Consider the following 22224-nt stretch of genomic DNA (forward strand, 5'->3'; position numbering starts at 1 on the left):
CCGCGGCGTGGGTACGGGGCGGTGCGGCGCCGCGCGGCGTGGGTACGTACGAGGCCGCGACGTCGCGGCTGTCACGCCCCGTACGACGCGACGTCGCCTTGCCGCACCCCGCACCCCGCACGACGCGACGCCGCCTTGTCGCGCCCCGTACGACGACGCGACGGCGCACGGTGCGACGCCCCGCGTGACGCGAGGACGCGACGTCCCCCGCGTCGCGCGCCTACTTCAGCCGCTGGCTGATCACCTTCGAGACGCCGTCGCCCTGCATGGAGACGCCGTAGAGCGCGTCGGCGACCTCCATCGTGCGCTTCTGGTGCGTGATCACGATGAGCTGGGAACTCTCCTGGAGCTCCTGCATGATGCGGATGAGACGCTGGAGGTTGGTGTCGTCGAGCGCCGCCTCGACCTCGTCCATCACGTAGAACGGGCTCGGCCGCGCCTTGAAGATCGCGACGAGCAGCGCGACGGCCGTCAGGGAGCGTTCGCCGCCCGAGAGCAGTGAGAGCCGCTTCACCTTCTTGCCCGGCGGGCGCGCCTCGACCTCGACGCCGGTGGTGAGCATGTTCTCGGGGTCGGTGAGCAGGAGCCTGCCCTCGCCGCCGGGGAAGAGCCGCGAGAAGACGCCCTCGAACTCGCGCGCCGTGTCGTGGTACGCCTCCGTGAAGACCTGTTCGACGCGCTCGTCGACCTCCTTGATCACCTGGAGCAGGTCGGCGCGCGTCTTCTTGAGGTCTTCGAGCTGTTCGGAGAGGAACTGGTGGCGTTCTTCGAGCGCCGCGAACTCCTCCAGGGCGAGCGGGTTGATCTTGCCGAGCCGCTGGTAGGCGCGTTCGGCCTCCTTGAGGCGCTTCTCCTGCTCGGCGCGGACGAAGGGACGCGGCTGGTTGCGGGGGTGCTCGGGGTCCTCGGGCAGTTCCTCGCCCTCGGCCGGCGGCGACGGCGGTACGAGGGTGCCGGGTCCGTACTCGGCGAGCAGGACGCTCGGCTCGACGCCGAGTTCCTCCAGCGCCCTGCCCTCCAGTTGCTCGATGCGCAGGCGCTTCTCGGCGCCGAGCACCTCGCCGCGGTGGACGGAGTCGGTGAGCTTGTCGAGTTCGGCCTTCAGCCCGCGACCGTTCTCGCGCTCGGCGGTCAGCTCGCGTTCGGCCTCCTCGCGGTACCGCTCCGCCTCGCCGCGCTCCTCCTCGGCGCGGCCCAGCGAGACCTCGACGTGCGCGAGGAGCTGCCGCGCCCCCGAGGCGACGGCGCGTGCGACGGCCGCCTCGTGACGCAGCCGCGCGCGACGTCGCTCCGCGCGCTCCCGCGCCTCGCGCTCGGCGCGCGCGGCACGGTCGAGGCCGTCGGCACGGCCCGCGAGCGCCTTCACGCGTTCCTCGTGCGTACGGAGCTGGAGCCGGGCCTCCATCTCGGTCTGGCGGGCGTTGGCGCCGTCGGCGGCGAGGCGGTCGCGAACGGAGGTGTCGGGTTCCTCGTCGCCGTCCCACTCCCCCGCGTCGCCGAAGGGCGAGGACTCCTCCGCCACGGCGAGGCGCTCCTCCAGTTCGGCGGCCTCCGCCTCGGCGCGGTCGAGGGCGTCCTGGGCGCGCGCCGCCGCCGCGGCGGAGCGCTCCGCCTCGCCCGCGGCGCCCTTCGCCTGCCCGGCGAGCGCGCCGAGCCGCTGCGCGACGGCGGACTTCTCGCGGTCCGCGGTACGGCGCTCGCGCTCCAGCTCCTCCAGGACCGCCGCGGCGTCGGCGCGACGTGTCGCGGCGTCCTCCTGCGCCTCGGCGAGCGCGGCGCACCGTACGGACAGCTCCTCCAGCTCGGCGGTCGCCTCGTCCACGGACGCCTGCACCTCGATCAGGCTCGGCGCCCCGGCGGAACCGCCCTGCGCGAGGTGCGCGCCGAGGACGTCGCCCTCCGCGGTGACCGCGACGAGCGCGGGGTGCGCACGGACGAGGGCGAGCGCGTCGTCGAGCGTGCCGACCGCGACCATGCCGCGCAGCAGGCGGCGTACGGCGCGGAGCAGGTCTTCGGGGCCGCGCACGAGGTCGGCGAGGGGGCGGCCCGGGACGTCGAGGGGGGCGGGGAGGTCGACGGTGTCGGGGGCGTCGGTCGTCGCGGCGTCGCGGGAGTCGGGGGACGTCGCGACGCGGTGGGCGTCGTGGGGGGCGGGGGACGTCGCGGCGTGGTCGGAGCCGGAGGACGCGCCGTGGGGGATGTCGCGCGGGCCGGCGTCGCGTGTGCCGGATGTCCCCGTCGCGGCGGGGGCCCCGGGGACGTCGCGGGGCGCCGGTACGTCGCGCACCTCGGCACGCGACGTCGCGTCGTGTGGCGTGCCCGACGTCGCGCCCGCGCGCGACGTCGCGACGTGGTCCGGCAGCGCGACGTCCTTCCCCGCCGCGTCCGCGAGGAGCAGCACGGCGCGGCCCGCTTCCTGTGCGCGCAGGAGGCGGAGGGCCTGGGCGGCAACTTCGGGGCCGTCGACGGCGAGGGCGTCGGCGGCTGTGCCGAGCCCGGCCGCGACGTGCGCCTCGTGGCCGGGGGCGACGCTGAGCAGTTCGGCCGCCGGTCCGAGCAGTCCGGTGAGCCGGTCGCCCGCCGCGAGGAGAGCGCCGGTGCCGTCCTTGCGGCGCAGGCCGAGCGCGAGGGCGTCGCGTCGCGCCTCGGTCGCGGCGCGGGAACGCTCCGCCGCCGCCGCGGCGTCGCGGGCGTCGTGGTGCGCGGCGTCGGCCTCGGCGCGGGCGCGGCGTGCCGCCTCGTAGCGCTCCTCGCGCGCGACGTCCCCCGCGTCGAGCCCGTCGACCTCGGCGCGCAGTCGCTCGTACTCCTCGTGCGCGACGTCGGCGCGTTCCCGGGCCTCGTCGCGCGACGTCGCGAGGCGTTCGATCTCGGCGCGCGCCGATGTCGCCCTGCCACGCGCGGCGGTCACCTGGCCCTGGAGGCGGGCGAGGCCCTCGCGGCGGTCGGCGAGGGCGCGGCTCACGTCGCGCAGGCGGCGCTCCTCGACGGCGAGCTGACGCTCCAGCTCGCCGCGGTGCGCGACGGTGTCCTCCAGGGCGCGTTCGGCGGCTTCGAGCGCCTCCGAGAGTTCCGCCTCCTGTTCACGGATGCGCGCCGCCTCGCGCTCCAGGTCCTCCGGGTCGCGTCCGCGACGTTCCTCGGCCGGTACGGACGTCGCGCTCGTGACACGTGCCTCGGCGAGGCTGACGGTGCCGCGGACACGCTCCGCGAGGCGCGACAGCTCGTACCACGTGTGCTGCGCGCTCTGGAGGCGCGGCGCCAGGGCGCGTACCGCCTCCTCCAGACGCGCCTCGCGGGCGAGCGCGGTCTTGAGCGCGCTCTCCGCCGCCTCCTTGCGTGCCTTGAGCGCGGCCTCGTCGGCGACTTCGGCGTCGAGCGCGCGGCGCAGCGTGACGAGGTCGTCGGAGAGCAGCCGCAGGCGCGCGTCGCGCAGATCGGCCTGGATGACGGCGGCGCGGCGCGCGACGGCGGCCTGGCGGCCGAGGGGTTTGAGCTGGCGGCGCAGTTCGTCGGTGAGGTCCTGGACGCGGGCGAGGTTGGCGCGCATCGCGTCGAGTTTCCGGAGCGCCTTCTCCTTGCGCTTGCGGTGCTTGAGGACGCCCGAGGCTTCCTCGATGAAGGCGCGGCGGCCCATCGGGTCGGCATGGAGGACGGAGTCGAGCTGCCCCTGGCCGACGATGACGTGCATCTCGCGGCCGATGCCGGAGTCGGAGAGGAGTTCCTGAATGTCGAGGAGGCGGCAGGTGTCGCCGTTGATCTGGTACTCGCTGCCCCCGTTGCGGAACATCGTCCGCGCGATCGTGACCTCGGCGTACTCGATGGGGAGGGCGCCGTCGCTGTTGTCGATCGTGAGCGAGACCTCGGCACGCCCCAGCGGCGGCCGGCCCGTCGTGCCGGCGAAGATGACGTCCTCCATCTTGCCGCCGCGCAGCGATTTGGCGCCCTGCTCGCCCATCACCCACGTCAGCGCGTCCACGACGTTGGACTTGCCGGAGCCGTTCGGCCCGACGACGCACGTGATCCCCGGCTCGAACCGCAGCGTCGTCGCGGAGGCGAAGGATTTGAACCCGCGCAGAGTCATGGCCTTGAGGTGCACGCCGCCGGACTCTACCGTCCCGCCTCCGCACGACGGCGGCCCACGACGCGCACGGCGCGACGTGACGGGGAGCGACACAGAGTGACGCGGCGTGGGACGCCGCAACGTCGCGCTACGGGGCGGGGTACGTCACGCCGCGCGACGCCGGTACGTAGCGCCGCGCGACGTCACGTGGTGTCACGTTGCGTCGTCGATGAAGCGTCCCGACATGTCACGTCGCGCCGTCGCGCCGCGTCGCCCCACGCCACGTCACCCCGCCGCGCGGCGTCGCGTCCCGCGCCCCGTTGTGCACGCGCCGTAGCCCTCCGCGCGGAGATCACGCGACGTCCCGCGCACCGTCACGGTTTCACCACGGAGCGCGCAGGGCAGATCAGACGGTAGACACGGCCGGGAGGGGCGGGAAACAGCGGGGAACGGGTGGGTGGGTGCGGTCGGCGGGTGGCCGCGGGGAGGGCGTACGGGCCCGGGTCCCGCGACCCGCGGCGATCCCGGCGGCGACGACGCCACGCGGACCGGGCCGCGAGAGAAACGGACGACGCGGACAGCGAAGACGGCGGAAGCCGAGGGGGAGGGCGGGGCGGGGAAGGACGAGCGACGGAAAAAGAAAGGGACGCCGAAGCGTCCCTGGCGGTACCGGCGTGGCCGCGCGGTCCACCTGTCACACGCCCCTGCCCCGCCGCGAGAACGCGGCGGTGTGCGGCAGCGGCCTGGATCAGGTGAGCGCGGGCTCCGCCTGCGGTACGTCGATGCTCTCCAGGAGAGCGCCGCCGTGCTGAGAAGCGGCAGCCGCGAGCGCGTCGTTCTCCGTCTGAATCCGTACGAGCTCGGATTCGAGGTCCTGCACGCGCTGCTGGAGCCGTCGCATCTCGGCGAGGAGTCGCGGGTCGGAGCCGCCGACGTAACCGAGAAGCGCCTTTGCCATGATGAGTGGTCCTCCACACTGAGTGACCGACCAGTACGGTGGTGGGTCGAGAGGGATTCGGTCCGCACCCGCGGTGTCCGGCAGCACTCCGTCCGTGACGTCGCCTGTCAAACAGTTAAGGTGCGCGGGGATTCCAGAGTCTCACCAAAAAGTTTGACGGTCAACACGATCAAGCCCCGGTGCGGCACGGCGGCGGGGCGCGCGGTGCTTCGGGCGACGGCGCGTGCACTCCCGCGAGCCGTGGGGGCGTGCGGGTCATCCTGTCGAGCGCCCGGTGGGGCGCGCAAGAGGGTCGCGGCAGTCACCAGCGGCTTTCCGCGGCGCCACCGAAGCACGCGGGGGAGCATCGGCGGCGCACGGCGGGGGCGCGTGCGGTGCTGTCAGCGGATCGCGAATCCCTCGTAGCCGCCGCGAGGCGTGTCCCAGATCTCAGTGACGCCCTGGACGCTGCCGGGTGTGTCGCTCCCCCGCAGCCACTCCAGCAACTCCTCGCACGCCGCGCGCGGTCCCTCGGCGACGACCTGGACGCGCCCGTCGCGCACATTGAGAGCAAAACCACTCAGTCCGCCGATCTCCAGCGCCCGTGCCCGCGTGAACCAGCGGAAACCCACGCCCTGAACCGTTCCTCTGACCCACGCGGTCAGCCGTGCCTCGTCTTCCATGAGGGCACGCTAACCGGCCAATCCCTTCAGGCACACGTCGTCCCACGGGGCCATGGCGTAGGGTCCGCACCGCGGAGGACTCACTCGAACGGGTGAGTACGCCCGGGACAGTGGTGACGAGGGAAGGCCAGGACCATGGGACGCCACCGACGCTCAGCCGCCGGCCGCGCCGAACCAGCGGCGGACTTTCCGGCCGGAACCCCCACGGGTCCCGGCCACGACGCGTACGACTACGACCGCGACGCCGCGTACGGCGACCGCGCGACGTACGGGGGCCGGACGGCGTACCGCGACCACGCGGCGCACGGCGCCTACGTGTCGGCGCCCTACGCGACGCCCGCGCCCTACGAGCCGCCCACGCCCTCCTCGACGCCCGGTCCATACGCGACCCCCGCGACGTATACGGCATCCCCGCCCCGCGCCCCCTACGCGACGCCCGAAACCGTCCCCGGCCTCTCCGCCGACTCCCACGACACCTACTACGCGCCCGACGCGCCCGACGCCCCCGACGCCCATGGCGCCGATCACGGCGGCGCGAGCGGGCATCGCCGGAAGCGGCGCGGCGCGCCCGTGCGCACCGGTCTGCTCGGGGTGTCGGCGGCGGTGGCGCTAGGCGCCGTCGCGGTCAGCACCGGGCTGTTGCCCGGTGGTGGCTACTCCTTCAGTGGGGGTCACGACGCGAAGGTCCGCGCGGCGGACGCGCCGTCCGGCGAGGGACAGGGCGACGAGGCGTCCGCCGCGGACCGTACGACGCCCGCGGCGAGCCGGGGCGCCACGCGTTCCGACGCGCCCTGGCGCGCGGCGTCCGCCTCGCCCCGCGAGAAGAAGAGCAAGGCCGCCGCGACGCCGAGCCCTTCCCGCTCCGTCACCACGGAACAGGGCGGCACGGGCACCGGGACGTCGCCCGGCGCGGGGACCACCCGGACGGCGACGCCGCCGAAGAGCGCGACGCCCGTCAGGACGAAGCCCGCGTCGCAGGCGCCCGCGCAGCCGCCCGTCGCGGCGGCCCCCAGCGGCGACGAGAGCGCGGCGGCGGCTGCCGTCCTCGCGCTCGTCAACCAGGAGCGGGCCAAGGTGGGCTGCAGTGCGGTGCGCGCGGACGGCGCGCTCGCCTCGCTCGCCACGGCCTTCAGCGACGACATGGCCGCGCGCGGCTTCTTCGACCACACCGACCCCGACGGCGACACGCCCTGGGACCGCGCGGACCAGGCAGGGGTCGGAAACCTGGGCGGCGAGAACATAGCGCGCGGCCAGGCCGACGCCGCCGCCGTCATGGAGTCCTGGATGAACAGCCCGGGGCACCGCGCGAACATCCTCAACTGCGACTACAAGACCCTGGGCGTCGGCGTGCACTTCGGCTCCGGCGGTCCCTGGTGGACGCAGGACTTCGGCTTCTGAGGCACGGCGTACGCCGCGTCGCGCACGGCGCGCACGGCGCGCGGGCAGGGCCACGTCGCGTACGTACGCGACGCGACGTAGCGCGCACCGTCACGCCGGAACCGCGCGCATGCCGCGTACGACCGACACGTCGCGTGGCCCCGAAGGCCGCGCACGGCGCGACGCCCTGCACGTGGCGACGCCTCGCACGCCACAGCGTCGCGGCGGAGACCACCACACCGCCACGCCACACGCCGCCCCGACGTCACCCCCACCCCGTCACCGCAACACCCCCGTGACCGCAACATCCCCGTCACCGGGGCGACGCCCTCCGCTCCGTCACCCCCGCGCCCTACGCTGGCACTTCGGGCAGTAGTAGCTGGACCGGTTCATCCACGCGTCGCGCTGGATCGGCGTCCCGCAGCGCCGGCACGGTTCGCCCTCGCGGCCGTACGCGTCGAGGGAGCGGTCGAAGTAGCCCGACTCGCCGTTGACGTTCACGTACAGGCTGTCGAAGCTCGTGCCGCCGACGGCGAGGGCGGCGTTCATGACGTCGCGCACGTGGCCGAGGAGTTCGTCGGTGCGGGGGCGGGTGAGGCCCGCCGTGGGGCGGTCGTAGTGGAGGCGGGCACGCCACAGCGCCTCGTCGGCGTAGATGTTGCCGACGCCGCTGATGAGCGACTGGTCGAGCAGCGCGCGCTTGATGGTGGTGCGCTTGCGGCGCAGCGCCGCGTGGAACGCCGCGTCGTCGAACAGCGGGTCGAGCGGGTCGCGGGCGATGTGGGCGATGACGTCGGGGACGCCGCCCTCGCCCGTCTCGTGGAGCGAGAGGCCGCCGAAGGTGCGCTGGTCGACGAAGCGGAGTTCGGTGCCGAGCGCGTCCTCGAAGCCGATGCGGACGCGCAGGTGCCTCTCGGCGGGCGCGGCGTGGGGCTGGACGAGGAGCTGGCCGCTCATGCCGAGGTGCGCGAGGACCGCCTCGGCGCCGCCGTCGAGCGGGAGCCACAGGTACTTGCCGCGTCGGCGCGGCGTCGCGAACGTACGTCCCTTCAGGCGCGCGGCGAAGTCCTCGCCGCCCGCGAGGTGCCGTCGTACGGAGCGCGGGTGGAGCACCTCCGTCGCGGCGACGGTGCGTCCGTCGATCCAGCGGGCGAGCCCCCTGCGGACGACCTCGACCTCGGGCAGTTCGGGCACGGTGCGGCTCTCCTGGGAGTGGGGAACGAAGCGGGGGAGGTACGGCGCGTCACCGCCGTACGCGGGGAGGGCGTCACCACCCGGACGCGGGACGCGTCACCGCCGTGCGCCGGAGGTACGTCACCACCCCCAACGACACCCACCCGGCACCCGCCGCCCCGGCTCCGTAACGCGTCACGGAGCGGGGGCGGCGGATACCGGGTGGACCGACGAGCGGTGTCGCCGCAGGTCACGACGGTTCGCCACGGATGTCGTGACGAGAGTGCCGTCATGGCTCGTGGCGGGGGCGCCGTCGTGTGTCAGGCAGTGGAAGCGGAGCCGCCCTCGGGGACGACGTCGCCGGGCGAGAGGACCTCGCCCGCGGCGGCCTGCTCGGCCGCGCGCGCGTCGGCGGCGGCACGGATGGCGCGCCACGCCGACTCGGCGGCCTGCTGCTCCGCCTCCTTCTTGCTGCGGCCGGTGCCGGTGCCGTACGAGACGCCTCCGACGCGGGCGGCAGCAGTGAAGGTCTTCTCGTGATCGGGGCCTTCCTCGGTGACGAGGTACTCGGGAACCCCGAGCCCCTCCATCGCGGTCAGCTCCTGGAGACTGGTCTTCCAGTCCAGGCCCGCGCCGAGTTCCGCGGACTTCTCGATCAGCGGGTCGAAGAGGCGGTGCACGAGCTCCGCCGCCTTGTCGAGACCCTGATCGAGGTAGACCGCGCCGATCACGGCTTCCAGTGTGTCGGCGAGGATCGATGCCTTGTCCCTGCCGCCCGTGCCCTCCTCGCCCCTGCCGAGCCTGATGAAGGCTCCCAGGTCGAGGCCCCGGCTCACCTCGGCGAGCGCGCGGGAGTTGACGACCGCCGCGCGCAGCTTCGCGAGCTGCCCCTCGGGGAGGTCGGGGTGGGTGCGGTACAGCGTGTCGGTGACCACCAGGCCGAGCACGGAGTCCCCGAGGAACTCCAGGCGCTCGTTGGTGGGCAGACCGCCGTTCTCGTACGCGTACGAGCGGTGCGTGAGCGCACGCACCAGAAGGGCGGACTCCAGGTGATACCCGAGCCGCCCTTCCAGGAGCGTGTGGGACGAGGCCGCGGTGTCCGCCGAGGCGCCCGAGCGGGGCGCCTTCTTCTTGGGGGCGTTAACCAATTCCCTCTCGGCCTTTCTCGCCTGTCTCGTCAGACCTCGAGGACCTGACGCTTGTTGTACGTGCCGCAGCTCGGGCACGCGATGTGCTGGAGCTTGGGCTCGTGGCAGCGCTCGCACGCCACCAGGGTGGGGACCGCAGCCTTCCACTGCGACCGGCGGTGGCGCGTGTTGCTGCGCGACATCTTCCGCTTCGGAACAGCCACGGCTACTTCTCCTGCTTCTCGTCGACGCCGGTCTCGGCGCCGTCCAGCTCGTCCTTCTCGCCGGCCGGCATGGTCCCGGCGAGTCCCTGCAAAGCCGCCCAACGTGCGTCGACGGCGTCATGGTGGTGCTCCGGGTCGTCCGCGAGCCGCGCACCGCAAACGGCGCACAGCCCCGGGCAGTCCTCCCGGCACACCGGCTGCATGGGCAGTGACAGCACCACCGCGTCACGCAGCACGGGTTCGAGGTCGAACATTCCGTCCTCAAGGGGGGTGATGCTCTCGTCCTCGTCCGAGTCCGCGTCGGTGCCCGCCATGCGGCGGTGGCGCTCCTCGGCCTCGGGGTACGAGAACATCTCCTGGAAATCCGCGGTGAGCTCGCGCTCCAGCGGTTCCAGACACCTTACGCACTCCCCCTCGGCGTGCGCACGGGCGGTGCCCGTGACGAGCACTCCGTCCATCACCGATTCGAGGCGGAGATCGATCTCCACCGGGGAGTCCCCCGGGATGGCGATGACGTCGGCGATGCCGAAGACGTTGTCGCCGCCCGGGGCCTGGACCGTCCGGGAGAGCTTCTGCATCGCACCAGGACGGCGCCCCAGCTCGTGCGTGTCGAACACGAGGGGGTTGCGGTGGTCGAGGCGGGCGTTCAGAGCTGCTCCTGTGTTTCGGGTCCTGAGATCTGGGTCGGGGGCCTGCCGCGACGGCAGGCGGGCGCTCTGTCCGCGTTCACACGAGCCGTGCGTACGAGAGCCGCACACACGAGTCGTGCGGGCACACGTCTGGGCAGAGACAAACCGAAACCCCAGGGTACTGGAGAGTGCGCGATCGGCCCAATCCGCCCCCGGCCCGGCCCCGCGGACGTCCTCAGCGCCCCTGTTCGTACGCCCGCAGTTGCTCCGCGCTGATCATCGTGGTGTCGAAGAAGCTCGTCTCGTCGAGCGCGCCACCGCCCTGGGGCTGCTGCGGCGCCTGCTGCTGCGGCCACGTCTGCGCGGGCTGCTGCTCGTAGCCCTGCTGCGGGTCGGGGTAGCCGTAGCCGTTCTGCGCCGCGTACGGGTCCTGCGGCTGCGGATAGCCGTAGGGGTCGGCGGGCGCGGCGTAGGGGTCGGTCTGCTGCGGGTAGCCGTACGCATCGGTCTGCGCGGCGTACCCGTACCCGTCGGTCTGCGCGGCGTAGGGCTGCTGCGCGGGGAGCTGCGGGGTCTGCTCGGGGAGCGCGGCGACGGCGGGCTCGGGGAGCGGCGGGAGGACGAGACCGCCCGACGTGCCCCCGCCGAAGGTGCCGTCCGAGGCACCGCCGCCGAAGGTGCCGTCCGAGGTGCCGCGGCCCCCGGTGCCGCCCGCCGGGTTGTCACCCCGGGTGGCGGTCTCGGGCGAGGCGTCGCGCGTCGCGGCGAGGTCGGCGAGGTAGTCGGAGTCGCTGCTGTACTGGCGTTCGCCGCCGTCCTCGCCGAGGGCGGCGAGGTCGTCGGTCGCGACGCGCCCGTGCAGCTTGTCGCGACCGCGTCCCACCGCGTCGAGGGTCTTGGCGAGCACGGCCTCGAAGGCACCGAGCTTGACGTCCACGTACTCGTCGGCGCGCCGGCGCAGCGTCTCGGGGTCGCCGCTGCGCTCGGGAGCCTCGGCGTAGTCGGGGTCCTCGTACCCCTGCGCGTCGAGACCGTCGCTCGTGCCGAGGAGCTTCTCGCGGCCCCGCCCGACGGAGCCGAGCGTCTTGGTGAGGACGACCTCGAAGTTGGCGAGCTTGCTGTCGACGTAGTCGTCGGCGTCGGCCTTGACCTCGGCCGCCTCGCGCCGCGCCTCGTTGAGGATGCGGTCCGCCTCGCCCTGCGACTGCCGCGCGACGGCGGTGTCCGCGACGAGGCTGCCGCGCTCGTCGTGCGCGCCGCGGATGATGCGCTCGGCCTCGGCGCGCGCCTCGCCGACCATGCGCTCGCGCTCCCCGATCAGCTCCTGCGCCTGGGCGAGCGAACCCGGCAGGGCCTCCCGTACCTCCTCCAGCATCGCGAGCAGGTCGGCGCGGTTGATCACGCAGGAGGCCGACATGGGCATGGACCTGGCCGCGTTGACGACCTCGACGATCTCATCGAGTTTCTTCTGCACGTCCACCGTGTGCTCGCCACTCTCTCGACTGATGGGGAGACGGACCGCTCGGCTGCTGCGGAGCCGGACGGGACGACTGTACGGCCACGACGCGGCGCGGCGACACCGGGTGACGTGACGTCATGCGGGGGCACGCGCGGCGACGTGACGCGACATGTCGCGCGGCGTGGGGCGACGTACGGGGGCAACGTCGCGGCGTACGGGGGCAACGTCGCGACGCGTGACGCCGCGACGTCGCGGCGTGTGGGGCGCGACGTCGCGGCGTACGGGTCCCTCGACGCCGCCCACCGCGCGACGTCACGGCGCCGCGTACCGCACGGCGTGGCCTCCCCGCGCTCCTCCCCCGCGTCGTCCTGCGTCGCCCCGCTCCCGCTCACCGCTCTCCCGTCACTGCTCCGCGAGGCGTCGCGTGAGGGCGGTGTGGACGGTCGGCGGCAGGAGGTGGGAGACGTCGCCGCCCCACTGCGCGACCTCCTTGACGAGCGAGGAGGAGAGGAAGCTGTAGGTGGGGTTCGTCGGGACGAAGAGGGTCTCGACTCCGGAGAGGCCGTTGTTCATCTGGGCCATCTGCAACTCGTAGTCGAAGTCGCTGACGGCGCGCAGGCCCTTGACGATGGCGGGGATGTCGCGCTGCTTGCAGAAGTCGACGAGGAGCCCGTGGAAAGCCTCGACCTCGACGTTGCCGAACTCGGCGGTCACCTCGCGGATCAGTTCCATGCGCTCGTCGATCGTGAAGAGCCCGCGCTTGGACTTGTTGATCATCACGGCGACGTGCACGACGTCGTAGAGCTTGGAGGCTCGGGCGATGATGTCGAGATGACCGTTGGTGATCGGGTCGAAGGACCCAGGACAGACGGCGCGGCGCAACGTGATCCCCTCGCTCTGCGGTCGATTCATGGTGCGTTTTCGCACGTGGAGGCGGCGCGACCGTACCAAAAGGTCCCTTCGCCGTAGCGCCGGGACCGCAGTGCGCCGAAGCCGTCCGGCCAGCCGAACTCCCCGCCCCTGGTGCTGCGCTCCACGGTGACCAGCGCTTCGTCCGCGAGCCAGCCGCGAGTACGGAGTGTGATCAGAATCTCTCCGAGCTCGGCGTCGGAGACCGCGTAGGGAGGGTCGAGGAAGACGAGGTCGTACGGGGCCGACGGCGGCGGCCCGGCAACGATCTGCGCCGCTTTGCCCGGCCTGACCTCGGCGCCCGCGAGCCCGAGGTCGCGGACGTTGGCGCGGATGGTGCGTACGGCGCGGGCGTCGCTCTCGACGAGCAGCGCGTGCGCCGCGCCGCGCGAGAGGGCCTCCAGGCCCACGGCGCCGGAGCCCCCGTAGAGGTCGAGGACGCGTTCCCCGCCGAGCGGGCCGCCGAGGAGCGCCTCCCAGGTGGAGAAGAGGCCCTCGCGCGCCCGTTCGGAGGTGGGGCGGGTGCCGGTGCCTGGCGGTACGGCAAGGCGGCGGCCCCCGGCCGTCCCGGCGATCACGCGGGTCATGGTGCTAGTCGGTCCTCGTCGCTCGGCCCTCGCCGGCGCCCGCCCCGGTGACCACGGCACACGCACACGCCGCCGGGCCTCCCGGCCGGACCCGGTCGGTACGTGTCCAGCGTAGGCGGCGGAAGGGAACACGCGCGCGGGGGCCTGCCCGTGGGACGGGCACGCAGGCAGTGGGCGCGGGGGCTGCCCGCCGGGGGTACGGGGGCAGTGGGGACAGGAGCTGCCCGCCGGGAGACGAGGGCAGCCCGGGGCAGGCCGCGTCGCGGCCCGACCCCGTACCAGCGCGGCCGGGGCGGCGTGCGTCGCGGCCCGCCCCGTACCCGCGCGGCCGGGGCGGCGTGCGTCGCGGCCCGCCCCTCGCCCGCGCCCTCACCCCTTCTCCAAGTAGCTCTCCCTCTCCTCGTCGAGCAGCGCGTCCAGGGCCGTGCGCAGTGCGGGGTGGGCCTCCAGGGCCGGGTCGGCGGCGACGACGGCCGTGGCCTCCTCGCGGGCCTCGGCGATGATCTGCTCGTCCTCGATGACGGCGAGCATCCGCAGCGACGAGCGGACGCCGGACTGCGCCTGCCCGAGGACGTCGCCCTCGCGGCGTTGCTCCAGGTCGACGCGGGACAGCTCGAAACCGTCCAGCGTCGCGGCGACCGCGCCGAGGCGGGCGCGCGCCGGGCTCGCCTCCGGCATGTCCGTGACGAGCAGGCACAGTCCGGGCGCGGAGCCCCGGCCCACCCGGCCGCGGAGCTGGTGGAGCTGGGAGACCCCGAAGCGGTCGGCGTCCATGATCACCATGGCAGTCGCGTTGGGCACGTTGACGCCGACCTCGATCACCGTCGTCGCGACGAGCACGTCCAGCTCGCCCGCGGCGAAGCGGCGCATCACGGCGTCCTTGCCGTCCGGCCCGTCGGGCGCCATCCGCCCGTGGAGGATGCCGATGCGCAGCCCGGCGAGCGAACCCTCCGCGAGGCCGCGCGCGACATCGAGCACGGCGAGCGGCGGACGCTTGTCCCCGGCGGCCTCGGCACCGGCGTCCTCGTCCGCGCCGAACCCCGTACCGAGCCCCGCGCCGTCCGCGTCCTCCGCCGCCTTCGTACGTGAGGACTCGCCCTTCGCGCCCTTCGCCCCCTTCGCCGCGTCGGCTCCCGCCTTGACGCCCTTCTTGGCCCCCTTGGCCCCGGCGGTCTCCTCCTCGTCGCCGATGCGTGGGCAGACCACGTACGCCTGGTGGCCCGCCGCGACCTCCTCGCGGACGCGTTCCCACGCGCGTGCCAGGAAGTGGGGCTTGTCCTGGGCGGGGACCACGTGCGTCGCGATCGGGGAGCGCCCGGCGGGGAGCTGGTCGAGCACCGACGTCTCCAGGTCGCCGAAGACGGTCATGGCGACGGTGCGCGGGATGGGGGTCGCGGTCATGACGAGGAGGTGCGGCGGCTGCGCGCCCTTGGAACGCAGCGCGTCGCGCTGCTCGACGCCGAAACGGTGCTGTTCGTCGACGACCACGAGCCCGAGGTCGTGGAACTTCACGACGTCCTCGATGAGCGCGTGCGTACCGATGACGACGCCCGCCTCGCCCGTCACGAGGTCGAGGAGGGCCTTGCGGCGCGCGGCGGCGCCCAGCGAACCGGTGAGCAGCACGACGCCCGTCGCGTGCTCCGCCGCGCCGAGCGTGCCGCCCGAGGCGAGGTCGCCCATCATCTCGGTGATCGAGCGGTGGTGCTGCTGCGCGAGGACCTCGGTCGGGGCGAGCATCGCCGCCTGGCCGCCCGCGTCGACGACGGCGAGCATGGCGCGCAGCGCGACCATCGTCTTGCCCGAGCCGACCTCGCCCTGGAGGAGGCGGTGCATGGGGTGGTCGGTGGCGAGGTCGTCGAAGATCTCGCGCGAGACCTTCTGCTGGCCCTCGGTGAGCGTGAACGGGAGGCGCGCGTCGAAGGCCGCGAGGAGCCCGTCGGGGGCGGGACAGCGGGGGACGGCGGGCAGTTGCGCGTCGGCGTGGCGACGGCGGGCGAGCGCGGTCTGGAGGACGAACGCCTCGTCCCACTTGAGGCGGTCGCGCGCCGCCTCCACCTCGGTCTTGCTCTGCGGCCGGTGGATCTTCACCAGGGCTTCGGGCAGGGGCAGCAGCCCGCGCCCCTCGCGCAGGGAGTCGGGCAACGGGTCCAGGGCCTCGTTCGCGCTCGGCAGCACCGCGTCGACCGCCTTGGCGATCTTCCACGACTCCAGCTTCGCGGTGGCCGGGTAGATCGGCAGCAAGCTCGACGCCCATGTCCCCGCGGCCTCGCGCGCGTCGCTCTCCTCGGCGAGCAGTTCGTAGGCGGGGTGGGCGAGCTGGAGCTTGCGGTTGAAGACGGAGACCTTGCCCGCGAACATCGCGCGCGTGCCCGGGAGCAGGTCGTGCTGCGGCTTGTGCACGCCGCGCCCGAAGAACACCAGTTGCAGCCGGCCGCTGCCGTCCGTGATGGTCACTTCGAGGCGCTTGCCCCGGCCCGCGTTGAAGGTGTGCACTCGCGCGTCGGCGACGCGCGCCACGACCGTGACGTGCTCGTCGAGCGGCAACTCGGCGAGCCGCGTCAGCTCCCCGCGCTCGGCGTAGCGGCGCGGGTAGTGGTGGAGCAGGTCACCGACGGTGTGCAGGCCGAGGTGCTCGGCCATCACCTTCGCGGTGGGCGGTCCGAGCACCTTCTTCAGCGGTTCATCGAGCGTGGGCACCCTCCCATTGCACACCACGCGACCGACAACCGACCGCGCACGCCTCGCGGGGGCGGTACGTCGCGGGGGTTGCGGGGGCGACGTCGGGTCGTGGGCACCTCGCGGGCCCGCACCGCGGCAGCGGAACAGGCGCATTCCCCGCCTCCCGGCCGAACCCGCCCAACGGGCCCGCGCCGCGGCAGCGGAACAGGTCCTGGCGGCGACGAGCGCCGGGGCGCGGGAAGAAAACGCCTGACGCCTGGCGGACGTGCGTACAGGACACCCGTATGGGACGGCCGTATAGAATCGTCGTCTTGCCGTCGCCCTGTACGCACGTCTCATACAGGCGTACAGACGCCTTGTACGCGTGTACAAGACGCGCGTACAAGCGTCCGCCCGTCGCGCGCCGTCGGGCGCCGCTCCGCCTCACTCCACCCCGACGAGCAGGAGCGCCGCGTCGCGTCCTCCCTCGTAGACGACGGTGTCCACCGCGAGGTGGTGCGCGCGTACGTGCCGCTCCAGGTCGTCCGCGAGAGTTTCCGGGCAGTCCTCGCCGAGGACGAGCGTGACCATCTCGCCGCCCGCAGCGAGCATCCGGTCGAGAACGGTGCGGGCGATCGCGGCGACGTCCTGCCCGATGACCACGACGTCGCCGTCGATGAGACCGAGCACGTCGCCGGCCTGGCAGATGCCGACCGAGGTCCACGAGCGGTGCTCGGCCACCGCGAGTTCCGCGCAGCGCGTCGCGCCCGCGGCGCTCGTCATGGCGACGACGTCCTCGTCGAAGCGCCGCTCCGCCTCGTGCACGGCGAGCGCGGCGACGCCCTGCACGGCGGAGCGGGTGGGGATCACGGCGACGCGAACGCCCAGGTGGCGCGCGTCCCGTGCGGCGGCGGCAGCGGTGTGGTGGAGGGCGGCGTCGTTGGGCAGCAGGACGACTTCGTGGGCGTGCGCGCGGCGCACCGCCTCGGCGAGTTCACCGCTGCCGGGCAGCTCGCCCGGCCTGGCGGGCACGGTCGCCGCGCCCGCCTCCGCGTACAGCTCGGCGAGTCCTTCGCCCGGTACGACGGCGACGATGGCACGGGGTACGCGTTCACCGCTCGCGGGGGCGGGTCGCGCGGCGTCGGAGGCGAAGTGCGTGATGCGGACGCGGTGCGGGCGCCCCGCCTCGATACCGGCCTCGACAGCGGCCCCCGCGTCGTCCACGTGCACATGGACGTGCCACAGGCCGTCTCCGCCCACGACGACGAGGGACTCACCCAGCGCGTCGAGCCGCGCGCGCAGGCGCGCCACCGCCTCGTCCTCGGCGTCGAGGAGATAGATCACCTCGTACCCGGGCCCGGACCCGTCCCACTCCTCGGTGTCCCGGCACGCGACGTCCCCGCTCCCCCGCCGCGCGACGTCGCGCGACGCCCCGTCGTCCCCGCGCGTCACGTCACCCCGCGCCACGTCTCCACCGCGCGCGACGTCACGCCCCGCGACGCCGCCCCCGCGCGCGACGTCCTCCCCGAACGCCGCGTCGTCCGCGTCCCTCCCGCCGCCCGCTCGCGCCCCGTCCCCGCCCCGCTCCATACGCGACGTCTCCGGATGACGCGGCTGCCAGCGCTCCGGCCGCGCGACGGGTCCCGCTGCGAACGGCTCCCCGCCCAACGCCGCGACCAGCGCGGCCAGGACGGCGACGAAGCCCCTGCCGCCCGCGTCGACGACGCCCGCGCGACCGAGCGCGGCGAGCTGTCCGGGGGTGCGCTCCAGGGCGTCGCGCGCGGCGTCGTACGCGGTGCGGGCGACGACGCGGCAGTCCGCCTCCTCCGACGGGCAGGCGTGCGCAGCGGCGGATGCGACGGTGAGGACGGTTCCCTCGACGGGGTGCGCCACGGCCTCGTACGCGGCCTCGGCGGCGCGGCGCAGCGCGGCGGCCAGGACGACGCCGTCGACCGCTTCGCCCGGCGCCTCGACGAGCACCTGCGCGGCGCCGCGCAGCAACTGGGCGAGGATGGTGCCCGAGTTGCCGCGCGCGCCGACGAGCGCGCCGTGCGCCATCGCGCGGGCGACTCCGTCGAGGCCGGGCCCCGCCGCCGGGGACGCGTCGTCCCCGTACGCCTCGAAGACGGCCTCGACGGCGCGGAAGGCCGCCTCGCTCGTGAGGTAGAGGTTCGTCCCGGTGTCGCCGTCGGCGACCGGGTAGACATTGATGGAGTCGATCTCCTCGCGCGCCCGGCCCAGTGCGTCGAGGGCCGTCGCGCACCAGGCGCGGAGCGTGGTCGCGTCGAGGAGCCGTCCTTCGTTCCCGGACATCAGGGCCTTCCCGGGCACCAGGGCCTCCTTGCGCAGCAGGACGAACGCAGCGTAGTCGCAGCTCGGACCGGGTACGGTCGGAGGCCGGGAACGGCCATGGCCGCGGTCATGGTAGTTTCGTAGAGCGGGAGTGGCCGCTGTATGCTGCTCCGGTTGCCCGATGAGAATCGGGCCATTCCCCCCGGCAACGCCAAATCAGGCACTTCCGTCTCTGATCCCGGCCTGCCGGGATTCACTGTAAGTGCATCTGAAGTCTTTGGAGTGACCCGTGGCTGCCAACTGCGACGTCTGCGGCAAGGGGCCGGGCTTCGGCAACAACATTTCGCACTCGCACCGCCGTACGCCGCGTCGCTGGAACCCCAACATCCAGCGCGTGCGTGCCGTGGTCGGTGGAACGCCGAAGCGGCTCAACGTCTGCACCTCGTGCATCAAGGCCGGCAAGGTCTCGCGCTAAGCGTGAGGCGGTCCCGTTTCACGACGGTACCGATCCGGTCTCGCGCTGACGTAGTGCGGCGCGGCCACCTGGCTGGTTGCTGTGAGAGCCGGTCCGTCTTAGGGCGGACCGGCTCTTACGTGTGCCCGGACACCGGAGCGTCGGCCTCCGGTGCGAGGCGGACTCCACGCACGCGGCCGGTCGCCACCGGCCGCCGCTTCCGGTGACCCCTGCTCCAGCCCTCGCCTTCAGCGCCACCACGTCGCGCGCCCCACGCCTCCGCCCCAACCACGTCGCGCGCCCCTCGCGGCCATGTCACGCATTCCATGCCCCCACGTCGCGCGCCTCGCGCCGCCACGTCGCGCACCGCGCCCCGTATCACCGCAGTTCACACGCGACGTCGCATATGCCACGTCGCGCGCACGCCGCGCCGCGTCACACCCCGCGGCGGCCCTCCCCACATCGCGACGTGCAGAGGCGTCGGCGGCTTCCACGGCGTCACCACCACCCCCGCCAGCCCGCCTCAGCCGCCCGTCTCAGCCCCCTCAGCCCGCCTCAGTCCCCTCAGCCCGCCTGCGCCCCCGCCCCCCGGAACCGCCACCCGTGGTCGACGGGGCCGATGCCCGCGCCGAGGGGGAAGCCCGCCGCGATGGCGCCGGTGACGTAGTCCTTCGCGGCGCGCACCGCGGTCGGGACGTCGTGGCCGAGGGCGAGGTGGGAGGCGACGGCCGAGGCGAGGGTGCAGCCGGTGCCGTGGGTGTGGCGGTTGTCGAGGCGGGGGGCGCGGAGCCAGTGCTCCTCGGTGCCGTCGGTGAGGAGGTCCACGGCCTCGCCCTCCAGGTGGCCGCCCTTGATCAGGGCCCAGCGCGGGCCGAGGGCGAGGACGGCCCCGGCCGCCTCGGGCAGGTCCTCGGGGCGCGTGACGTGGACGCCGGTGAGCTGGGCGACCTCGTCCAGATTGGGGGTCGCGACGGTGGCGACGGGGAGCAGTCGCGTACGTACGGAGTCGAGCGCGTCGGAGGCGAGCAGCGCGTCACCGTGCTTGGAGACGCCCACCGGGTCGACGACGGTCGGTGCGTCGGTCGTCGCGAGGAGCTCCGCGACCGTCTCGACGAGCGCGGCCGAGGAGAGCATCCCGGTCTTGACCGCATGGACGCCGATGTCGTCGACGACGCTGCGGTACTGGGCGCGCACGGCCTCGACGGGGAGGTCCCAGGCGCCCTGCACACCGAGCGAGTTCTGCGCCGTGACGGCGGTGAGCACGCTCATCCCGTGCACGCCCAGCGCGAGCATCGTCTTGAGGTCCGCCTGGATGCCGGCGCCACCGCCGGAGTCGGAACCGGCCACGGTCAGGACGCGCGGGGGTATGTGCATACGCCCGAATCTACCGCCCCATCCGCGCCACGGCGCAGCCACGTCGCGCACCGCCCGCCCCGTCACCCCACGCGACACGACGCCGCACCCACGCACCACGACGCCCCCCGTACGTGCACCAACGCGACGCGCCCCCACGCGCCGTGCACCTGGGCGCCATGCCCCCGCACACCACGCACCGCCGCGACGTGCGCCGACGCGACGTCCCTCCGCGCCACGTTCACCGACGCGACGTCCCCCGCGCCACGTTCACCCCCGCAACCTCACCCCCGCCCCGGCGTCTCGATCCCGTCGTCGCCCTCGTCCCCGCCGAAGTGGTCCCAGCCCCCCGCGCGCGTCCAGGGCGCGCCGTCGACGGTCACCTCGGGGCGTGCCGAGGGGTGAAGGACCTCGCCGATGACCTTCCAGCGTGCCGGCAGCTTCACGTCTGGCGGGAACGTCGCGACGATCGCGTGGTCCTCGCCGCCCGTCAGCACCCACTGGAGCGGGTCGACGCCGACCGCCTGCCCGATGTCGTACATCTGCGAGGGCACGTCGACCTTGCCGGAGACGAGGTTGATGCGGACGTTGCTCGCCTCGGCGATGTGCCCGAGGTCGGCGATGAGGCCGTCACTCACGTCGGTCATGGACGTCGCGCCGAGCGCGGCGGCGGCGGGGCCCGCGTGGTAGGGCGGTTCGGGCCTGCGGTGCGCCTCGACGAAGGCGCGCGGGGAGCGGAAGCCGCGCGAGAGGACGGCGTGCCCCGCGGCGGACCAGCCGAGCCAACCCGTGACGGCGACGACGTCGCCCGGCCGCGCCCCGGAGCGGACGACCGGCTCCTGGTTGCGCATGTCGCCGAGCGCCGTGATCGCGACGGTGATGGTGTCGCCGCGTACGAGGTCGCCGCCGACCACGGCAGCGCCCGCCACCTGGCACTCGTCGCGCAGCCCGTCCATCAGCTCGATCGCCCATGTCGCGGGCAGCGTCGCGGGCACGACGAGGCCGAGGACGAGGGCCGTGGGCACCGCGCCCATAGCGGCGATGTCGGCGAGGTTCTGCGCCGCGCCCTTGCGCCCGACGTCGTACGCGGTCGACCAGTCGCGGCGGAAGTGCCGGCCCTCCACGAGGACGTCGGTGCTCACCACGACGCGGCGGTCGGGCGCGGTCACCACCGCGGCGTCGTCCCCCGGGCCGAGCCGCACCGCCGGCGTCGTGGTGAGTCGTGACGTCATCTCCCTGATGAGCCCGAACTCGCCGAGTTCCCCCACAGTGCCCTTCATCCCTGTGCCCCTTCTGCGCCGTACCGTTCACGGCCGAGTGCCTTCGCCGCCGCGGGTACCGTCAAGTCTTGCCTGAACTTCCGTGCGCCGCGTCCCCCGGAAGCGGCACCACCGTACGGAGCGGGGCGCAGCACGCGCGGGGGGCTCCCCGCGGCGCGCGGCGACGCGATACCGTGGCGTCCCCTTTCCCCCATGATCCTCATGGCCGCCCTGGAGGTTCCGTGGTACAGGCGTACATTCTGATCCAGACGGAGGTCGGCAAGTCCTCCGCGGTAGCCGAACTCGTCGGCTCGTTCGACGGTGTGATACAAGCCCAGGACGTCACGGGCCCGTACGACGTGATCGTGCGTGCCGAGGCGACGACGATGGACGACCTCGGTCGCATGGTCGTCGCGAAAGTGCAGCAGGTGGAGGGCATCACCAGGACCTTGACCTGCCCCGTCGTCCATCTGTAACCCCCGTCTACGCTGGGCGGCGTGAACATCTCCGTGCTGCGGCGACTGCTCGTTCCCGCCGTCCTGCTCCCGCTGCTGACCGCCGTCGGCTGTTCGTCGCCGGACTCGGCGTCGGACTCCGCGGCGAAGGCCGCGGTCCCCGCACCGGACGCCGCCGCCGCGAAGGCGTGCCGGAAGCTGCACCCGAAGCTTCCGGAGCGCGTGGACGGACTCGACAGGAACAACCCGGCTCCGAAGTCCGAACTGACGGCCGGATGGGGCGACCCGGCGATCATACTGCGCTGCGGAGTGCCCCGTCCGGCCGCGCTCGACGACCCGAAGACGGACGGCGTCGAGGTCGACGGCGTGGACTGGGCCATCGTCCACGAGGACGGTGGCCCCTACCGCCTCTACACGACGCTGCGCATCGCCTACGTCGAGGTGACGATCCCCGCCGCGCGCGCCGACAACGGACTCTCCCCCCTCACCGACTTCGCGAAGCCGGTCACGAGCGCCATCCCGAAGGGCATCGCGGAGGGCTGAGCACCGCGCGGAACCCGCCGCGACGGTGGTACGGGAAGGGAC

The 22224-nt window shown here is 73.9% G+C and carries 18 protein-coding genes; 4 read left to right on the forward strand and 14 right to left on the reverse strand.

Annotated features, from left to right (window positions below; translation table 11 throughout):
• Nucleotides 1-220: 220 nt before the first annotated feature.
• From STTU_RS08135 to STTU_RS08145, 3 genes are all read right to left on the reverse strand, one after another.
• Nucleotides 221-4099, reverse strand: a complete 3879-nt coding sequence (locus tag STTU_RS08135; protein WP_043254545.1) for an AAA family ATPase — start codon at nucleotides 4097-4099, stop codon at nucleotides 221-223.
• Between the two features lie 712 nt (nucleotides 4100-4811).
• The gene (locus STTU_RS08140) at nucleotides 4812-5021 is read right to left on the reverse strand and encodes a hypothetical protein (protein ID WP_009068885.1); all 210 of its coding nucleotides are present in this window, start codon (nucleotides 5019-5021) and stop codon (nucleotides 4812-4814) included.
• A gap of 380 nt (nucleotides 5022-5401) precedes the next feature.
• Nucleotides 5402-5683, reverse strand: a complete 282-nt coding sequence (locus STTU_RS08145; RefSeq protein ID WP_007821659.1) for an acylphosphatase — start codon at nucleotides 5681-5683, stop codon at nucleotides 5402-5404.
• A 135-nt stretch (nucleotides 5684-5818) separates the two neighbouring features.
• Here STTU_RS08145 and STTU_RS08150 point away from each other — a divergent pair, with 135 nt between their 5' ends.
• Nucleotides 5819-7081: a CAP domain-containing protein gene (locus STTU_RS08150; protein ID WP_043254547.1), complete on the forward strand. Its 1263-nt coding sequence runs from the start codon at nucleotides 5819-5821 to the stop codon at nucleotides 7079-7081.
• Nucleotides 7082-7399: 318 nt separating this feature from the next.
• Here STTU_RS08150 and mutM read toward each other — a convergent pair whose 3' ends face one another.
• The 9 genes from mutM to STTU_RS08195 all read right to left on the reverse strand — a co-directional run bounded on the left by mutM (nucleotide 7400) and on the right by STTU_RS08195 (nucleotide 18139).
• On the reverse strand, nucleotides 7400-8254 hold the full coding sequence (gene mutM / locus STTU_RS08155) for a bifunctional DNA-formamidopyrimidine glycosylase/DNA-(apurinic or apyrimidinic site) lyase (protein WP_007821666.1): 855 nt from the start codon (nucleotides 8252-8254) through the stop codon (nucleotides 7400-7402).
• A gap of 299 nt (nucleotides 8255-8553) precedes the next feature.
• The gene (gene rnc / locus STTU_RS08160; RefSeq protein ID WP_010261931.1) at nucleotides 8554-9381 is read right to left on the reverse strand and encodes a ribonuclease III; all 828 of its coding nucleotides are present in this window, start codon (nucleotides 9379-9381) and stop codon (nucleotides 8554-8556) included.
• A gap of 29 nt (nucleotides 9382-9410) precedes the next feature.
• Nucleotides 9411-9584: a 50S ribosomal protein L32 gene (rpmF, locus tag STTU_RS08165; RefSeq protein ID WP_007493396.1), complete on the reverse strand. Its 174-nt coding sequence runs from the start codon at nucleotides 9582-9584 to the stop codon at nucleotides 9411-9413.
• A gap of 2 nt (nucleotides 9585-9586) precedes the next feature.
• Nucleotides 9587-10234, reverse strand: a complete 648-nt coding sequence (locus STTU_RS08170; RefSeq protein ID WP_009068881.1) for a YceD family protein — start codon at nucleotides 10232-10234, stop codon at nucleotides 9587-9589.
• Between the two features lie 214 nt (nucleotides 10235-10448).
• Nucleotides 10449-11693, reverse strand: a complete 1245-nt coding sequence (locus STTU_RS08175; protein ID WP_043254550.1) for a cell division initiation protein — start codon at nucleotides 11691-11693, stop codon at nucleotides 10449-10451.
• 381 nt (nucleotides 11694-12074) lie between these two features.
• Nucleotides 12075-12554 (reverse strand): pantetheine-phosphate adenylyltransferase, encoded by a 480-nt coding sequence (gene coaD, locus STTU_RS08180; RefSeq protein WP_010261905.1) that lies wholly within the window; start codon nucleotides 12552-12554, stop codon nucleotides 12075-12077.
• Between the two features lie 26 nt (nucleotides 12555-12580).
• Complete coding sequence (gene rsmD, locus STTU_RS08185) at nucleotides 12581-13168, reverse strand: 16S rRNA (guanine(966)-N(2))-methyltransferase RsmD (RefSeq protein ID WP_043254552.1); 588 nt, start codon at nucleotides 13166-13168, stop codon at nucleotides 12581-12583.
• A gap of 369 nt (nucleotides 13169-13537) precedes the next feature.
• Complete coding sequence (gene recG, locus STTU_RS08190) at nucleotides 13538-15808, reverse strand: ATP-dependent DNA helicase RecG (protein WP_234019369.1); 2271 nt, start codon at nucleotides 15806-15808, stop codon at nucleotides 13538-13540.
• Between the two features lie 462 nt (nucleotides 15809-16270).
• Nucleotides 16271-18139: a DAK2 domain-containing protein gene (locus STTU_RS08195; protein ID WP_043257210.1), complete on the reverse strand. Its 1869-nt coding sequence runs from the start codon at nucleotides 18137-18139 to the stop codon at nucleotides 16271-16273.
• Between the two features lie 268 nt (nucleotides 18140-18407).
• On the opposite strand from STTU_RS08195, the gene rpmB reads away from it, so the two are divergent.
• Entirely contained in the window at nucleotides 18408-18593 is a 186-nt protein-coding gene (rpmB, locus tag STTU_RS08200) for a 50S ribosomal protein L28 (RefSeq protein ID WP_008745436.1), read from the forward strand.
• A 543-nt stretch (nucleotides 18594-19136) separates the two neighbouring features.
• Here the strand turns inward: rpmB and thiD are convergent.
• Both thiD and STTU_RS08210 read right to left on the reverse strand, forming a co-directional pair.
• Nucleotides 19137-19946: a bifunctional hydroxymethylpyrimidine kinase/phosphomethylpyrimidine kinase gene (gene thiD / locus STTU_RS08205; protein WP_043254554.1), complete on the reverse strand. Its 810-nt coding sequence runs from the start codon at nucleotides 19944-19946 to the stop codon at nucleotides 19137-19139.
• A gap of 263 nt (nucleotides 19947-20209) precedes the next feature.
• The gene (locus tag STTU_RS08210; RefSeq protein ID WP_010261880.1) at nucleotides 20210-21205 is read right to left on the reverse strand and encodes a thiamine-phosphate kinase; all 996 of its coding nucleotides are present in this window, start codon (nucleotides 21203-21205) and stop codon (nucleotides 20210-20212) included.
• A 221-nt stretch (nucleotides 21206-21426) separates the two neighbouring features.
• Here STTU_RS08210 and STTU_RS08215 point away from each other — a divergent pair, with 221 nt between their 5' ends.
• Together STTU_RS08215 and STTU_RS08220 are read left to right on the forward strand one after the other, a co-directional pair.
• Nucleotides 21427-21660, forward strand: coding sequence for an Lrp/AsnC family transcriptional regulator (locus STTU_RS08215; RefSeq protein ID WP_043254555.1), 234 nt, complete (start codon nucleotides 21427-21429; stop codon nucleotides 21658-21660).
• 21 nt (nucleotides 21661-21681) lie between these two features.
• Nucleotides 21682-22182, forward strand: a complete 501-nt coding sequence (locus STTU_RS08220; protein WP_007821682.1) for a DUF3515 domain-containing protein — start codon at nucleotides 21682-21684, stop codon at nucleotides 22180-22182.
• Nucleotides 22183-22224: the final 42 nt, after the last annotated feature.

The sequence above is a fragment of the Streptomyces sp. Tu6071 genome, from assembly GCF_000213055.1.
Taxonomy (GTDB): Bacteria; Actinomycetota; Actinomycetes; order Streptomycetales; family Streptomycetaceae; genus Streptomyces; species Streptomyces evansiae.

What these genes read in the sequence shown, in the direction of transcription:
- STTU_RS08140 (WP_009068885.1), bottom strand. Translation starts at nt 5,021, where the DNA reads ATGGCAAAGGCGCTTCTCGGTTACGTCGGCGGCTCCGACCCGCGACTC.
- STTU_RS08145 (WP_007821659.1), bottom strand. Translation starts at nt 5,683, where the DNA reads ATGGAAGACGAGGCACGGCTGACCGCGTGGGTCAGAGGAACGGTTCAG.
- STTU_RS08150 (WP_043254547.1), top strand. Translation starts at nt 5,819, where the DNA reads ATGGGACGCCACCGACGCTCAGCCGCCGGCCGCGCCGAACCAGCGGCG.
- rsmD (WP_043254552.1), bottom strand. Translation starts at nt 13,168, where the DNA reads ATGACCCGCGTGATCGCCGGGACGGCCGGGGGCCGCCGCCTTGCCGTA.
- recG (WP_234019369.1), bottom strand. Translation starts at nt 15,808, where the DNA reads ATGGCCGAGCACCTCGGCCTGCACACCGTCGGTGACCTGCTCCACCAC.
- STTU_RS08195 (WP_043257210.1), bottom strand. Translation starts at nt 18,139, where the DNA reads ATGTCCGGGAACGAAGGACGGCTCCTCGACGCGACCACGCTCCGCGCC.
- thiD (WP_043254554.1), bottom strand. Translation starts at nt 19,946, where the DNA reads ATGCACATACCCCCGCGCGTCCTGACCGTGGCCGGTTCCGACTCCGGC.
- STTU_RS08210 (WP_010261880.1), bottom strand. Translation starts at nt 21,205, where the DNA reads ATGAAGGGCACTGTGGGGGAACTCGGCGAGTTCGGGCTCATCAGGGAG.